The organism is Curtobacterium sp. MR_MD2014, assembly GCF_000772085.1.
Lineage (GTDB): Bacteria > Actinomycetota > Actinomycetes > Actinomycetales > Microbacteriaceae > Curtobacterium.
In genome coordinates, this window is the sequence record NZ_CP009755.1 from 1,503,183 (window position 1) to 1,516,389 (window position 13,207).

Consider the following 13,207-nt stretch of genomic DNA (forward strand, 5'->3'; position numbering starts at 1 on the left):
CGTGGTCAGGACAGCGCCTCGAGCGGGTTCTGCGCGAGCTTCCGGACGACACCGCCGTCGACCAGGCGCCGCGCTGCGGTGTCGGGCTTGCGAGCGGCCTGGTCGGCGACGCACGCGCCGAACTCCGCAGCCAGCGAGCCGCGGGGGTGCCGTGCGAGCACCTCGCGCAGGTACGACTCCGGCAGCAGCTCGGCCCCCGCACCGGAGACGTCGAGCCCGGTCGCGCGTTCGAGCAGGTGCCCCTCGAGGTCGAGGAGGACGTCGACGTCCGGCCAGTTGTGCCGCACGATCACGTCGAGCACGCGCTGCTGCCGCTCGACGGCCCAACCCGCCCCGGTCGTCAGGGCGACGGCGACGTGCCCACCGGCGTGCTCGTAGGACACCGTGTGGTTGTCGAACTCGGTCACGGTGCCGATGTCGTGCAGGACGGCCGCGACCCACAGCAGTTCGTGGTCGACGCCGTCGAGCCCGTCGAGCGCCGCGAAGCCCGCTGCCCAGTACCAGGACCGGACGGCGTGCGCCGTGATCGCCGTCGACTGGTAGCGCGTGGCGAGCGACGCAGCCGCTCGGGCGGCCGGGGTCTCCGGGACGGGGAAGTCGTCGATGCGCACCTCCGGATCATGGCATGCTCACCGCATGGACCCGCAGCCGCCCTACGGCGACCGTCGCCCCGCGCCGCCGCACCCGCCCGCGCGCTGGGACCCGTGGTCGGCGGCGTTCGCCGCACTCGCGGTCGCGGCCGGGGTCGGGGCACTCGCCGCGGCGTGCTGGGGCGTGGCCCTCGTGCTGCTCGCCCCGGAGGGCGGTGGAGTCGACTTCCGGTCCGTCTGGGCAGGGCTCGCCCTGGTCGCGTTCGTGGCGCTCACTGCGGTGCTCGCCGAGGCGGCGCGCGCTCGTCGCCGTCGGGGTGGCGGACGCTCGCAGCGGTGACGCGACCCACGGGAGGCACGGTGCCGGCCGGCCACGTGCCTCCGGACCGGCGCGGCGTCGGACGCGCGACGTGGCGCTGATCCGCCACGCGCCTCCCGTCCGGTGCGCTGCCGGCCCTGCCGGTGGGGCCGAGGTCCCAGGACGACAGCTCGTGCTCGCCGACCACGAGCGTGTACGGTCCCGCCGCGTCGGTACGACCGTTCGGGTGGGGGAGTTCCGAGCGGAAGCGCTCAGACATCGCTCGTCGGCAGCGCGGTCGCGTCCGACGGCCCGCCCTCGGGAGGCGCCACGGCCGCGTCGACCGGGTCCTCGACCAGCCGGACGGTCACGCTGATGAGGTCCGCCGTCGCGGTCGTGTCGGCGTCGAGCAGGTCGCGCACCCGTTCGCCCACCGCGCGGAGGGTGTCCGCGGCGGGACGGCCGCCGTCGACGCTGATGCCGGTGACGACGTGCACGCGGCCGCCGCGTCGGTCCACGTCGACCAGGACGTCGGGGTCGTGCAGACGGAGCGGTACGGGCACCACCGCGTCGACCACGGTCTCGGCCGCGGCGGCGACGGGGCGGGGCGGGTAGACCCCGGTGACCCCGGGGACGTGTCGGATGCCGGCCGTCACCGTGCGTGAGATCGCTTCGTCGTCCATGGTCGCGCTCCTCGCTGCTGGTGGGTCGTCTCGCCGCCGGTCGGGCAGGTCGTGGTCAGGCGGTGGTCGTCAGGGCAGGTAGACGTCGTCGAAGTGGACGTCGACGGCCTCGACGCGCAGCTCGGTGTGCCGTTCGACGGCCTCGGCGACGGTGACCCGCAGGCGCTCGGCGGTCTCCGGGGCCGACCCGCCGTACACGAGCCCGGCAGTCACATCGATGCTGACCGCGGCTCCGGGCTCCTCCACGTCGCCCCGCAGCACGCAGCGGCCCATCACGACGCCGCCCATCGTGTCACCGGCGCGGCGCACGAGTCCGCGCACGGCCGCCTCGGTGACCGCCAGGCGCAGGCGCGGATCGGGGTGGGCGACCGGGACGTCGCGACCGGGCCGCACCTCGGCGCGGATCGCCCCGAGCAACCGGTCGACCCAGGCGGTCTCCCGGTCGGGCTCGGCACCGGCGCGCTGCTCGAGCGCGCCGAGGGAGAGCTCGCGCAGGCGCTGCATGTTCGTCATCGCGAGTCGGCAGACCGCCGAGCCCTCGATGGACGGGTCGATCGGGTCCCGACCGCGGTCGAGGTAGTCCGCGATCTCCTCGATCGTGTGGCCGTCGAGGTCGTCGTCGGGCAGGGGGAGGTCGTCGGTCGTCATCGCCATCCCTCCATCTCCGCGGCGAGGAACCGTCGCGCCCGTGCGAGCAGGCCCCGCACCGTCGACGTCGGGAGCTCGAGTTCCTCGGCGATCTGCTGGTAGCTGTACCCGGCGGTCTCCCGGAGCAGCCAGCACCGACGCTGGTCGATCGGCATCCGGTCCAGAGCAGCCCACATCGCGTCGAGCTGCATGCGCGTCTCGACGGTACGCTCCGGGGCCTGCGACGGGTCGGCCGCCTCGTCGTGGTCGTCCAGGTCGTCGTGGTGACGTCGACGCCGGAGACGGTCGAGGGCCCGGCGGGTGACGATCTGCATGATCCAGGGGCGGAACCGCTCGGCGTCCTCGAGGTCCGCGAGCTTCCGCCACCCCGTGAGGAAGGCCTCCTGCACGACGTCGTCGGACTCGACGTTGGAGCCGAGCACCTGCTCCGCGTAGACGCGCATCAGCGGTCCGTGCCGGCGGGCGAGCACCTCGAAGGCCAGCACGTCGCCGTCGGCCGCGCGGGCCACGAGCGTCGCGTCGGACGCGTGCTGCAGCGCGGTGCCGTCGCTCATCCCCGCCTTCCGTCCGACTCGGGCTGCCGGTCGGTGGACCGGTCTCCACCGAGCATGCACCGGCAGCGCGGGGAGTGCCCGCGTGGTGTCGGGTGCGTCAGTTCGTGACGGATCCGCTGCTCGTGACGTCCCACTGGTGAGATGCACGACGACACCACCACGACCCCCCTGCCCGCTGTCGAACCGGAGCCGACCGACGACGCGACCACGGACCCGCTCGGCGACAGGACGCCGCAGCGTCCGCTCCGCCAGGCAGCGCCGCAGCGGCCCGTCGCCGGCGCGGTGCGCACGGCACGGACGCTCTGCATGAGCGTGTTCGACCGGTGGCGGTGCGGGCTGGAGGACGGGCACGGGGGACTGCACACCGCGACCGAGGTCGGGGCCACCACGTCCTGGAACGACGCCGTCGCCGGCCGCATGCTCCGGGAGCTCTGAGCGGAGGAACGCACGACGCTCACTCGGCGGAGAAGAAGTCGCGGTACGCGGGGTCGGCCGGGACGTTCTCCAGCAGCCGGGTGTGCACGAGGGACGCGATCTCGTCCGGGTGACGCAGCCCACGCCGGTGCCACTCGCCCGGTTCCTCGTGCAGGTCGGAGAGTCTCGATCGCACCCGTTGCACCTCCCGCGTCGTCCCGCCGGCCGTCCTCGCCGGCGGGTCTGCGCGAGCGGGGTGCCGCCCGGTCGGACGGCTCCGTCCACACTGCACGCGCTCCGGGGCACCCGGCGGGTCCGGTCGTGTTCCGGACGCGGACGGGCGGACCATCCGGTTCGCGCGCTCGTGCTGCGTCCCGTGGCGCGCGCTCAGCTCCGCGGTACCGGGCGCAACCGCGGCACCCAGCACCGGACGGCTGCGGCGTAGCGGCGGAAGTCGTCACCGAACCGCTGCTCCAGGTCGCGCTCCTCGAGCGGGCGCACGACGCAGTTCCACACGACGGAGCCCGCGACCGCGTAGACGAGCACCGTCCAGGACGCCGCGACGAGCCCCACCGCAGCGCCCTGGGTCAGCCCGGCGAGGGCCATCGGGTTCCGCACCACCCGGTAGGGGCCGGCGACCACGAGCCGGTTGGGCATCGCCGACGGCAACGGGGTTCCGCCGCCACGCGTCGACATCGACACCGCCGAGGCGAGGCCGAGCAGGCTCGCCAGCACGAAGACGACGAGACCGGTCCCGCTGACCACCTGCACGACGGCGTCGGGCAGCGGGGGACGGAGCCGCCACCGGGTCTCGGCGGCGGCGATCAGCAGCGGGAGGACGCCGAGGAAGAGCCCCCAGAACACGACGATCTGCACCGCGGTCCCGAGGAGGTGCCGGACGGGTCCCGCGTCCGGGTCGGCGGTCCGGAAGCGCAGCGGACCCGACGTGACGAGTTCGGTCGGCACCCGCCCGAGCAGCACGTGGCACAGCGCGAGGACGGAGCCGACGGTCGCTGCGGTCATCGCGACGACACCCCAGCCCGCCTCACGGGTGACCGTCGCCCAGGCGGCCGTCCCGAGCAGCACGAGCACCGTCCACCCCGTGGCGACGACGGCGGACCAGCGGAGGCCCGCGGCGGCCAGTGCCGAGGCGACGACGAACAGCGGGACGTCGAGCGCGGCGACCGGCACGGGGTCGAGCGAGCCGAGCGTCGCGGTCCGGACGATCGGCACGGTGGGGACCAGCAGCCACCAGACGGCGCCGCCCGACGCCTGCAGCGCGAACCACCACCGACCCCACGACACAGCTGCAACCTAGCAGCGCCGCGCCGACGTGACGGCGTCTCGCCGTGACCGGCGGTGTCCGGCGTGACCACGAACGGACGGGAGGCGCGGTGCCAGCCGGCACCGCGCCTCCCGTCCGTCAGCGCGCAGCGAACGCGCTCAGCGCTGTCCGTTGATCTGGCCGAGCCAGCGTCCGAACGTCTGCTCCTGCTGGTCGTCGTGCAGGGCGTGCAGGGTGCTGGTCGGCAGGCAGTGACGCTCGGTGTCGACGCTGTTCCCCTTGTGGAGGTCGAGGGTCATGGTGTGCTCCTTCGCGTGGTGTGTGGATGGTTCGACGTCGGCGGCTGCGCGGGCATTCCCGCTCGGGGAGCAGCGTGTCCGCTCCACGAGCCGAGGCGGTCCGGGGTCAGGGCGTGACCATGCCCCCGTTGACGTTGAGGGTCTCGCCGGCCACGAAGCTCGACTCCTGCGACGCGAGGAACACGTACGCCGGCGCGAGCTCGGCGGGCTGGGCCGCGCGGCCCATCGGCGACTCGCTGCTGCCGAACTCGGGCAGCGACTCCGGGTCGACGCCGCCGCTCGGCTGCAGGACGGTCCAGGTCGGACCCGGGGCGACGATGTTGACCCGGATGCCGCGCTCGACGAGCAGCTGCGACAACCCCTTGGAGAAGTTGTTGATCGCGCCCTTCGACGCCGCGTAGTCGAGGCGGTCCGGCGCGGGCTGGTAGGCCTCCATGGACGCGGTCGTCGTGACCGTCGACCCCGGCTGCAGATGCGGCAGGGCTGCCTTCACCAGGCGGAAGAGCCCGAACACGTTGACGTCGAACGTCGCCTCGAACTGGTCGTCGGTGATGTCGAGCAGGTCGGGCTGCCACCGCTGCTTGCCGGCGACGCTGACCAGCGCGTCGATGCCCCCGAGCTCGGCGACGGCGCGCTCGACGAGCTGCCCCGCGTAGGCCTTGTCGCGCAGGTCACCGGGGACCGCGACCGCCTTCCGCCCGGCCGCCTCGATCTGCTCGATCACGTGATCGGCGTCGGACTGCTCCTCGGGCAGGTAGGCCAGGACGACGTCGGCCCCCTCGCGGGCGAAGGCGATCGCCACGGCGGCGCCGATGCCCGAGTCGGCTCCGGTGATGAGGGCCTTCCGGCCCTCGAGGCGCCCCGTGCCCCGGTAGCTGGACTCGCCGAGGTCGGGGACGGGGGTCATCTGCGACTGCAGGCCTGGCTCGTCCTGGGTCTGCGGCTCCGGAGAGACGTCGGGGTAGCGGCTGCGCGGGTCGCCGAAGGCGTACTGGTCGCTCGGTGCGGTGGTCATCGTGTCGCCTCCAGTTCGACCTTGACCCAGCCGGGCTCGCGGCGGTCGAAGGCCTCGTACGCGGCGATCGCGTCGCCGATGGGTTCGTGCTCGGTGATCAGCGCGGTCGGGTCGAACTGCCCCGATGCCACCAGGTCGATGAGCGGCGGGGTGACCGAGTGGTGGTCGCAGTTGCCCATCCGGATCGTCAGGTTCTTGTTCATCGCCTCGCCGATCGGGTACGACTGTGCGGTCGGACCGTAGACGCCGATGATGCCGATGCGGCCGTACTTCGCGACCGACGCGACCGCCCACTGTGCGACCTGCGACGGGCCGTCACCGGGCTTCCACTGCTGCTGCTCGCCGAAGCCGTCCGGCGAGGCGTCGGGCGCGACCTGCTGCACCTCGGCGTCGAACTGCTGGGCCTGTTCGTCGGACACTGCTGCGGGGCCCTGCTTCGGGCGCTCCGCGTCGACCCCGACGGCGTCGATCACGGCGTCCGCGCCGATGCCGTTCGTCAGGTCCATGATCGCCTGCACCGGGTCCTCGCGGTTGTAGTCGACGACCTCGCAGTGCTGCGCGAGCGCCGCGGCGAGCCGGGTCTCCTCGCCGTCGACGACGATCACGCGGGCTGCGCCGAGCTTGTAGGCGGAGGCGGCGGCGAACTGGCCGACGATGCCGGCGCCGAACACGACCACGACGTCGCCGCGGGTGACCCCGGCGAGCTCGGCGCCGAACCAGCCGGTCGGGAAGATGTCGGAGAGCAGGATCGCCTGTTCGTCGCTGACGTTCTCGGGCAGCGGGTGCATCGTGTTGCGGGCGTACGGCACGCGCACGTACTCCGCCTGCAGACCGTTCACCGGCCCGGTCGACTGCGGGCCGCCGAAGAAGCTCGTGCCGGCCTGCGGGCCGTTCGGGTTCGCGACGTCGCACTGCGCGGTCTTGCCCATCCGGCAGTACCGGCATGCGCCGTACGAGATCGTCGAGTTGATGACGACGCGGTCCCCGGCGCTGAACCCGCGGACGGCGTCACCGACCTGGGTGACGACGCCGACGGCCTCGTGCCCGAGGATGGTGCCCTCCTCCATCGGTGCCATGGTGCCGCGGACGAAGTGCAGGTCCGTGCCGCAGATCGCACTGCGGGTGATCCGGACGATCGCATCCTCCGGGTGCTGGATGGTGGGCTCCGGGACCTCGTCGAGACGGATGTCCCCGATGCCGTGCCAGACCACTGCGCGCATGTTGCTCTCGCTTCCTGTCGTGGGGGTGTTCGGGGGACACACAACCCGACCAGTGCTGGACGGACGCGGAGCGGCGTCCGATCAGCGCACCGGAACGGGGGACACGCAGCGCTGCGTGGACACCCAGGCCCGGCGCGTTCGCTGGCCGCCATGAGCGACGACCAGCACGACGAGAAGCAGACGCGCGACGACTTCGCCGACGCGGTGAACATGACCGCGTCCGAACTGCGGAAGTGGCTCGACACGGACGAGTCGAAGGAGGTCGGACAGAAGTCCGACGGCGGCGGCGAGTCCACCGGACACGAGAGCGGGCGGCACATCGTCCGCATCCTCGAGAAGAAGCAGGGCGACTACACCGACGACGACTACGCCCACATGCGGAAGGTCGTCGGCTACGTGGCGCGGCACTCGAAGCAGGAGCCGAAGGGCGACTCCCACGACTCGAAGTGGCGGTACTCGCTCATGAACTGGGGCCACGACCCGGAGAAGTAGGCCGCGGCGACCCGGGACCGTCATGCCGGTCGGGCAGAATGGGGTCGTGGACGACTCCGGCATGCCCCGCTTCCGCCGCATCTGGTCGACGATCCAGGTCGGCGTGCTCGCCGCGGCCGTGGTGTTCTGCGTCGTGATGCTCGTCATCGGCCAGGGGAAGCTCGACCGCGTCTACGCGGTCGCCGCGGTGTTCTTCGGCCTGGCGCTGGTCGGCCACGCGACGTACCTCTGGTTGCTGGCACGCGCGAGGCGCTGAGCACTGGACGGACGGGAGGAGCGTGGCGGGCTCGCCCCGCGGGTCCCGTTCGCCGTCAGGCCTGCTGCCAGACCCGCACCCAGTCGACGAACATCTGCTGCGGGAACCGGGTGGTCGCGTCCGGGGACCCGGGCCAGGTGCCGCCCACGGCGACGTTGAGCAGCACGAAGAACGGCTTGTCGAAGACCCACGGCGACGACCCCACGTCGGCCCGGGTGACCGTGCGCTGCGCGACGCCGTCGACGAGCCACGTGACCGATCCGGGGCGCCAGTCGACCCCGAAGACGTGGTACGCGTCCGCCCAGGCCGCACCGTTCGGCAGCGTCGCAGCGGCCGACATCCCCTGCGCTCCGGAGTAGCCAGGTCCGTGCACGGTGCCGTGCACGGCGCCGGGCTCGTACCCGACGTTCTCCATCACGTCGATCTCGCCGCAGGCCGGCCATCCGACCTGCCCGATGTCCGCGCCGAGCATCCAGAACGCGGGCCAGATCCCCTGCCCGCGCGGGATCCGGATGCGTGCCTCGATCCGGCCGTACTGCGCGGTGAAGGTGCCCTCGGTCTTCAGCCGCGCGGAGGTGTACGTGCCGTCGGCCTCGCGTCGCGCGGTGATGACGAGGTTGCCCGCGCCGTCCAGCGCGCTGTTCCGTCGCGAGTCGGTGTAGGTCTGCAGCTCGGCGTTCCCCCACCCGCCGGCGCCCGTGTCGAACCGCCAGATCCCCGGGTTCGGGGCGCTGCCGGCGGCGCCGTCGAACTCGTCGGCGGCGAGGAGCACCCCTCCGGACGACGTCGTGGTGGCCGCCGCGGCGTGGTCGTCCGGCGTCAGTGCCGCTCCGACGGCGGCCGTCGTGGCTGCGGCGCTGCCCAGCCCGAGCGCCAGGAAGCGGCGTCGGTCGACGGTGTGGGCGGCGTCGGTCGGCGTGTGGTCGTGCAGCATCCGGGGGATCCCTGTCCTCGTGCCCGTCGGTGGACGGGACGCACGATCATCCCCCGTGATCGGTCCGGTGACCAGTCCACACTTCGAGGGACACGCGCGCCGGACCGCGGTCGCGACGAGGGGTCGGTCCGCTCAGGGGACGTAGCCGACGCACAGCACGGTGACGTCGTCGGGGTGCTCGTCGGCGTGCGCGAGCTCGGCGATGCCGTCGACGACCTGCTGCGGGTGGTCCCGCTCCGCCACCCACGCCTCGAAGCGGTCGAGCGAGTCGAGGTCGCCGCCGAACAGGTCGAGCACGCCGTCGCTCACGGCCACGATGACGTCGCCGGGCTCGAGGGAGGTGTCCTCGGCGGTCCAGCTCGTGCCGACACCGATCGGCAGGTGCGCCGACCGCAGCGGGCGGACGGTGCCGTCGGCGCTCCGAAGCACCGTCAGCCCGTGCCCGGCGTCCACCCACCGGGCGTGCCCGTCACGGTCGACCCGCACGTGGAAGCACGTCGTGAACTGTCCGCTGGTCAGGTCGGACGTCCCGGTCGCGAGCCCGGTCGCGGCGCGGCGGACGGCGACCGCGGGGTCGGACTCGTCGACGGTGCTGCGGATGAGCGAGCGCACGGCGGCGGCGATCATGCCGGCGCCGACGCCCTTGCCCATCACGTCGCCGAGGGTGAAGGCGGCGCCGTCGGGGGTGGGGAACCAGTCGTAGAAGTCGCCGCCGACCGTCCGCGCGGGGATGCACACGCCCACCGCGCGGAGCTCCCCGGGCAGCCCCGCGGCGGTCGTCGGCAGGAGCGACTGCTGCACGAGGGCCGCGCGGTCGATCTCGCCCTCGGCCACCCGACGCCGGCGCTGCACCGCGGCGAGCTGGAGGCCGGCCTGCCGCGCGAGCTCGTTCGTCACGGCAGCCGTCGCCCCGAACACGAACACGACGATGAACAGCCGCACGAGCTCGCTCGGCCGCGGTTCGGTCGGGGAGATCGCGTAGGACAGCAGCAGCGTGCCGGTCGTGCCGAGCACCGGCCACACCACGTGCCGTCGCCCGGGGTTCGCGGCGACCCACACCACGGGCAGCACCACGATCGCGGTGAAGACCGAGGCGGCGTCGCCGGTGCCGAAGCGCAGGAAGCCGACCGCGAAGAAGTCGATCGCGGGGACGAGCAGCTCGACCCGCATCGCCGCGGACGAGCGCACGGCCACGGCGGCGAAGACCAGGCCGAGGAGGGCGATCGCGACCCCGCTCCACATCAGCGGGGCGTCGGTGACCTCGAGCCACGGGGAGAAGGTGCTCCCCACGGCAGCCCCGACGATCAGCGCGGCGATGATGGTCTGCTTCGCCAGCGGAGCCCACGACGTCCGGAGGCCGCCGAGCACGATCGGACCGGTGTCGTCGCGCACGCTGATCGTCCACGTCGGCGTCGACGAGGGGCGGTCCGCGGTGCTCGTCACGCGGTCGAGTCAACCCGGACGGGGTGTTCCGGGCAACCCCACTCCGAGGGCCGGGCGTGTTGAGCCGCGCTCACGCGACGCGGCTCACACGACGATCGGTCGACGCGCCCGCGCTCGCGCGTCGGTCGACCGCCGGTCTCAGAGGCCGAGACGGAAGGCGAGGGGGACGAGCAGCCCGGCGACCCAGACGAGCACCATCACCAGCGCGCCCGCGGCGAGCCACCGCCGACGACGGCGGAGCCTCGGGCTGCGGTCCTCGCCCCACATCTGCGCGCGGACCAGCGTCCGGTTCGCCTGCTCGACGACGCGGCGGACCTCGGGGTCCTCGAGCGGGAGCGCCCCGGACCGGGCGTGCTCGGCGATCGCCGTCGCCTCCTCGACCGTCAGCTCGTCCTTCGGCATGCGCCCATCGTCGCACCCCCGGGCACGTCCGGGAAGCCGTGGGGCGACCGCACCCGGCCTGGGCGTCGTCGCAGCCGGTCGCGGGTAGCAACGAGGTCATGACCAAACGGTTCCGCGGGAAGATCGTCGTCGTCACCGGAGCATCGAGCGGCATCGGGAGGGCCGCGGCGCACGAGTTCGCCCGACAGGGGGCCACCCTCGTGCTCGCCGCTCGCAGCCACGACAGCCTCGAGGCCGCCGCGGCCGAGTGCCGGTCACTCGGCGCCGAGGCGGTCGCGATCCCGACCGACGTCGCCGACGAGCACGCCGTGCGCGACCTCGTCGCCACCACCACCGCACGGTTCGGCCGGATCGACGTCTTCGTCGGCAACGCGGCGCTCTTCGTCTACGGGCTCTTCGAGCAGACCCCGACGAAGGCGTTCAAGCGCGTCGTCGACACGAACCTGTACGGGCACCTCCACGCGATCTCCGCGCTGCTGCCGCACTGGAAGCAGCGCGGCACGGGGACGTACGTGCTCGTCGGGTCGATCCAGTCGCTGCTCTCCGCGCCGTACCAGTCGGCGTACGTGACGAGCAAGCACGCCGCACTCGGTCTGGTCGACGTCCTCGGCGACGAGTACGCGGGCACCGGGATCCGGTTCACCGCCCTGCTCCCCTCGACGATCGACACCCCGATCTACCAGAACGGGGCGAACTACACCGGCAAGACCTCGCACCCCCTGCCGCCCACGGTGTCGGTCGAGCGCGCCGGTCGGGCCGTCGTCCGCGCCGCGTTGCACCCGAAGCGCTACCGCTTCGTCGGGCGGATCCAGGCGTCGCTCGTGCCGCTGCAGTACGTGTTCCCGGGACTGTTCCACAAGATCACCAAGCCGATGGTGGAGACGTTCGCGCTCCGGGGCAAGGGCGTGCCGAGCGACGGCAACCTGTACGAGCCCGCCGACGCCCACAACGCCACCGACGGCGGCTGGGTGGCGAAGCGCCGCCGCGTGACGCGTCCGCTCGTCTGGGCGGGCATCGCCGCGGTGGTCGGCACGGTCCTGCTCGGCCGCCCACGTCGCTAGCGGGACCGGAGCCGGACGGGAGGCGCGTGGCGGTCCGGCCGCGCGCCTCCCGTCCGTCGGTCGCACACCGTAGGGTGACCGCGTGGAGTTCCCGGGGGAGGCGGCCGACGCGCGCGACGCGTCGACCTCTCCGGGGTCACCCCGGGGCACGCAGGACCAGCAGGACGACACGCCCCGAGCGGGACGGCGCGCTCCGCGCGCGACGCCGCACGGAGGCACCGACGGGTCCTCCGGGAACCCCACGCCCCTCGAGGTCGTGGCGACGGCGCTCGCCGACGCCTTCCTCACCGCCGACTCGTGGGCCGTCGACGACCTGACCGCCGCCGGCTACGCCGTGGTCGGCGTCGACCGCGCCTACGTGGGACGAGCCGTCGGGGCGGCGCTCGACACCTACCCGCGACCGCCCGTCGACGCACCCCGCCAGCTCGCCCGGGTGCTCGCCGCGGCGCCCCGGCTCGCCGCCCTGCACCGCTCCCGCGAGGCCCGGCGTCCGGTCCGCGTGCTCGCCCGTCCGGTCACCGCCGTCCGCGCACGCCCCGCAACCGAGAGCCCGCTGCTCGTCGACACGCTCCCGGAGCTCGCCCGGGCGCTCGACGTCACCGTCGGTCGGCTGCTCTGGCTCGCCGACACCCGGGCGTGGAACCGGCACGCCCCGGCGGGCAGTCCGCTCCACCACGTCCGGCACGAGTGGGTGGTCCGGCCCGGACGGGTACCGCGCCTGCTCGAGAAGCCGATGGACCTGCTCCGCCGGACGCAGCGCACCGTCCTGGACGGCCTGCTGGTCCGGCTCCCGGTGCACGACGCCGCCCACGGGTTCGTGGCGGGACGGAGCGTCGTCACCGGCGCCGCGGTGCACACCGGGCAGCACGTCGTGCTCAGCGCCGACCTGACCACGTTCTTCGCCAGCGTCACCGCCCCGACGGTCTACGGCGTGTTCCGGTCCGCCGGCTACGCGGAACCGCTCGCGCACGTCCTGACCGGGCTCTGCACCCACCGGGTCCCGCCCCACGTCCTCACCGCGATGCCCGCCGGCGGGAGTCCCGAGGAACGAGCCGCGCTGCGCGAGGCCCTCGCCGTCGCCCACCTGCCACAGGGCGCGCCCTCGTCGCCGGCCCTCGCCAACACGGCGCTGCGGCACCTCGACGCCCGCCTCGCCGGCTGGGCGGGAGCGACCGGTGCCCGGTACACCCGTTACGCCGACGACCTGACCTTCAGCGGCGACCACCGGTTGGCCGCCCGACCCGACGCCTTCCTGCGCGGCGTCGAGCGGATCGTGACCGAGCAGGGGTACCGGCTCAACCCCCGCAAGAGCCGGGTCCGGAGGCGGGGGAGCCGGCAGTCGGTCACGGGGGTCGTCGTCAACGAGCGGCCGTCGCCCGGTCGCCGTGAGGTCGACCGGCTGCACGCCGTCCTGCACAACTGCGTCGTCCACGGCCCGGCATCGCAGGACCGCGCCGGGCACCCCGACCTCCGCGCGCACCTGCTCGGCCGGATCGGCTGGGTCGAGCAGGTGCACCCCGGTCGCGCGCGGCGACTGCGCGAGGAGTTCGCCCGCATCCGGTGGTGACCCGTCCGCACGCTCCGCCGTCCGCCGTCCGCCGTCCGCCGTCCGC

The 13,207-nt window shown here is 73.8% G+C and carries 18 protein-coding genes; 6 read left to right on the forward strand and 12 right to left on the reverse strand.

The window, feature by feature from the left end; genetic code table 11:
- Positions 1 to 5: 5 nt before the first annotated feature.
- Complete coding sequence (locus tag NI26_RS06895) at positions 6 to 611, reverse strand: HD domain-containing protein (protein WP_066653955.1); 606 nt, start codon at positions 609 to 611, stop codon at positions 6 to 8.
- 25 nt (positions 612 to 636) lie between these two features.
- Here NI26_RS06895 and NI26_RS06900 point away from each other — a divergent pair, with 25 nt between their 5' ends.
- The gene (locus tag NI26_RS06900) at positions 637 to 930 is read left to right on the forward strand and encodes a hypothetical protein (RefSeq protein ID WP_066653957.1); all 294 of its coding nucleotides are present in this window, start codon (positions 637 to 639) and stop codon (positions 928 to 930) included.
- Between the two features lie 230 nt (positions 931 to 1,160).
- Here NI26_RS06900 and NI26_RS06905 read toward each other — a convergent pair whose 3' ends face one another.
- The 3 genes from NI26_RS06905 to NI26_RS06915 form a co-directional block, all read right to left on the reverse strand.
- Positions 1,161 to 1,571 carry a hypothetical protein gene (locus NI26_RS06905; protein WP_066653959.1) on the reverse strand — a complete coding sequence of 137 codons (411 nt, stop codon included), beginning with the start codon at positions 1,569 to 1,571 and terminating at the stop codon, positions 1,161 to 1,163.
- 69 nt (positions 1,572 to 1,640) lie between these two features.
- Positions 1,641 to 2,219 carry an Asp23/Gls24 family envelope stress response protein gene (locus NI26_RS06910; protein ID WP_144411286.1) on the reverse strand — a complete coding sequence of 193 codons (579 nt, stop codon included), beginning with the start codon at positions 2,217 to 2,219 and terminating at the stop codon, positions 1,641 to 1,643.
- Positions 2,216 to 2,773 carry an RNA polymerase sigma factor gene (locus tag NI26_RS06915; RefSeq protein WP_066653961.1) on the reverse strand — a complete coding sequence of 186 codons (558 nt, stop codon included), beginning with the start codon at positions 2,771 to 2,773 and terminating at the stop codon, positions 2,216 to 2,218. The genes NI26_RS06910 and NI26_RS06915 overlap by 4 nt, the downstream gene beginning before the upstream one ends.
- A gap of 141 nt (positions 2,774 to 2,914) precedes the next feature.
- Between NI26_RS06915 and NI26_RS06920 the strand changes: the two genes are divergently transcribed.
- Positions 2,915 to 3,208: a hypothetical protein gene (locus NI26_RS06920; RefSeq protein WP_066653963.1), complete on the forward strand. Its 294-nt coding sequence runs from the start codon at positions 2,915 to 2,917 to the stop codon at positions 3,206 to 3,208.
- A 19-nt stretch (positions 3,209 to 3,227) separates the two neighbouring features.
- Here the strand turns inward: NI26_RS06920 and NI26_RS16860 are convergent, their stop codons facing one another.
- The 5 genes from NI26_RS16860 to NI26_RS06935 form a co-directional block, all read right to left on the reverse strand.
- Positions 3,228 to 3,383, reverse strand: a complete 156-nt coding sequence (locus tag NI26_RS16860; protein WP_158407747.1) for a hypothetical protein — start codon at positions 3,381 to 3,383, stop codon at positions 3,228 to 3,230.
- A gap of 191 nt (positions 3,384 to 3,574) precedes the next feature.
- Complete coding sequence (locus NI26_RS06925) at positions 3,575 to 4,492, reverse strand: methyltransferase family protein (protein ID WP_066653968.1); 918 nt, start codon at positions 4,490 to 4,492, stop codon at positions 3,575 to 3,577.
- A gap of 138 nt (positions 4,493 to 4,630) precedes the next feature.
- The gene (locus NI26_RS16865) at positions 4,631 to 4,771 is read right to left on the reverse strand and encodes a hypothetical protein (RefSeq protein WP_158407748.1); all 141 of its coding nucleotides are present in this window, start codon (positions 4,769 to 4,771) and stop codon (positions 4,631 to 4,633) included.
- Between the two features lie 106 nt (positions 4,772 to 4,877).
- The gene (locus NI26_RS06930) at positions 4,878 to 5,786 is read right to left on the reverse strand and encodes an SDR family oxidoreductase (protein WP_066653970.1); all 909 of its coding nucleotides are present in this window, start codon (positions 5,784 to 5,786) and stop codon (positions 4,878 to 4,880) included.
- Entirely contained in the window at positions 5,783 to 7,006 is a 1,224-nt protein-coding gene (locus tag NI26_RS06935; protein ID WP_066653972.1) for an alcohol dehydrogenase catalytic domain-containing protein, read from the reverse strand. The genes NI26_RS06930 and NI26_RS06935 overlap by 4 nt, the downstream gene beginning before the upstream one ends.
- 150 nt (positions 7,007 to 7,156) lie before the next feature.
- Between NI26_RS06935 and NI26_RS06940 the strand changes: the two genes are divergently transcribed.
- Positions 7,157 to 7,498, forward strand: a complete 342-nt coding sequence (locus tag NI26_RS06940) for a DUF3140 domain-containing protein (RefSeq protein WP_066653974.1) — start codon at positions 7,157 to 7,159, stop codon at positions 7,496 to 7,498.
- A 46-nt stretch (positions 7,499 to 7,544) separates the two neighbouring features.
- Positions 7,545 to 7,754 (forward strand): hypothetical protein, encoded by a 210-nt coding sequence (locus NI26_RS06945; RefSeq protein ID WP_058729470.1) that lies wholly within the window; start codon positions 7,545 to 7,547, stop codon positions 7,752 to 7,754.
- 55 nt (positions 7,755 to 7,809) lie between these two features.
- Here the strand turns inward: NI26_RS06945 and NI26_RS06950 are convergent, their stop codons facing one another.
- The 3 genes from NI26_RS06950 to NI26_RS06960 form a co-directional block, all read right to left on the reverse strand.
- Positions 7,810 to 8,688 (reverse strand): glycoside hydrolase family 16 protein, encoded by an 879-nt coding sequence (locus NI26_RS06950; protein ID WP_066653978.1) that lies wholly within the window; start codon positions 8,686 to 8,688, stop codon positions 7,810 to 7,812.
- Positions 8,689 to 8,820: 132 nt separating this feature from the next.
- Positions 8,821 to 10,131, reverse strand: coding sequence for a PP2C family protein-serine/threonine phosphatase (locus tag NI26_RS06955; RefSeq protein ID WP_066653979.1), 1,311 nt, complete (start codon positions 10,129 to 10,131; stop codon positions 8,821 to 8,823).
- Positions 10,132 to 10,269: 138 nt separating this feature from the next.
- Positions 10,270 to 10,533 (reverse strand): hypothetical protein, encoded by a 264-nt coding sequence (locus tag NI26_RS06960; protein WP_066653980.1) that lies wholly within the window; start codon positions 10,531 to 10,533, stop codon positions 10,270 to 10,272.
- A gap of 98 nt (positions 10,534 to 10,631) precedes the next feature.
- On the opposite strand from NI26_RS06960, the gene NI26_RS06965 reads away from it, so the two are divergent.
- Both NI26_RS06965 and NI26_RS06970 read left to right on the forward strand, forming a co-directional pair.
- Positions 10,632 to 11,594 carry an SDR family NAD(P)-dependent oxidoreductase gene (locus NI26_RS06965; protein WP_066658122.1) on the forward strand — a complete coding sequence of 321 codons (963 nt, stop codon included), beginning with the start codon at positions 10,632 to 10,634 and terminating at the stop codon, positions 11,592 to 11,594.
- An 82-nt stretch (positions 11,595 to 11,676) separates the two neighbouring features.
- The gene (locus tag NI26_RS06970) at positions 11,677 to 13,161 is read left to right on the forward strand and encodes a reverse transcriptase family protein (protein ID WP_066653981.1); all 1,485 of its coding nucleotides are present in this window, start codon (positions 11,677 to 11,679) and stop codon (positions 13,159 to 13,161) included.
- Positions 13,162 to 13,207: the final 46 nt, after the last annotated feature.

Bases quoted from the DNA above. Each gene is read 5' to 3' on its own strand.
- NI26_RS06940 (WP_066653974.1), top strand. From the start codon at position 7,157: ATGAGCGACGACCAGCACGACGAGAAGCAGACGCGCGACGACTTCGCC.
- NI26_RS06950 (WP_066653978.1), bottom strand. From the start codon at position 8,688: ATGCTGCACGACCACACGCCGACCGACGCCGCCCACACCGTCGACCGA.
- NI26_RS06900 (WP_066653957.1), top strand. From the start codon at position 637: ATGGACCCGCAGCCGCCCTACGGCGACCGTCGCCCCGCGCCGCCGCAC.
- NI26_RS06905 (WP_066653959.1), bottom strand. From the start codon at position 1,571: ATGGACGACGAAGCGATCTCACGCACGGTGACGGCCGGCATCCGACAC.
- NI26_RS06930 (WP_066653970.1), bottom strand. From the start codon at position 5,786: ATGACCACCGCACCGAGCGACCAGTACGCCTTCGGCGACCCGCGCAGC.
- NI26_RS06960 (WP_066653980.1), bottom strand. From the start codon at position 10,533: ATGCCGAAGGACGAGCTGACGGTCGAGGAGGCGACGGCGATCGCCGAG.
- NI26_RS06920 (WP_066653963.1), top strand. From the start codon at position 2,915: ATGCACGACGACACCACCACGACCCCCCTGCCCGCTGTCGAACCGGAG.
- NI26_RS06965 (WP_066658122.1), top strand. From the start codon at position 10,632: ATGACCAAACGGTTCCGCGGGAAGATCGTCGTCGTCACCGGAGCATCG.
- NI26_RS06915 (WP_066653961.1), bottom strand. From the start codon at position 2,773: ATGAGCGACGGCACCGCGCTGCAGCACGCGTCCGACGCGACGCTCGTG.
- NI26_RS06935 (WP_066653972.1), bottom strand. From the start codon at position 7,006: ATGCGCGCAGTGGTCTGGCACGGCATCGGGGACATCCGTCTCGACGAG.
- NI26_RS16865 (WP_158407748.1), bottom strand. From the start codon at position 4,771: ATGACCCTCGACCTCCACAAGGGGAACAGCGTCGACACCGAGCGTCAC.
- NI26_RS06910 (WP_144411286.1), bottom strand. From the start codon at position 2,219: ATGACGACCGACGACCTCCCCCTGCCCGACGACGACCTCGACGGCCAC.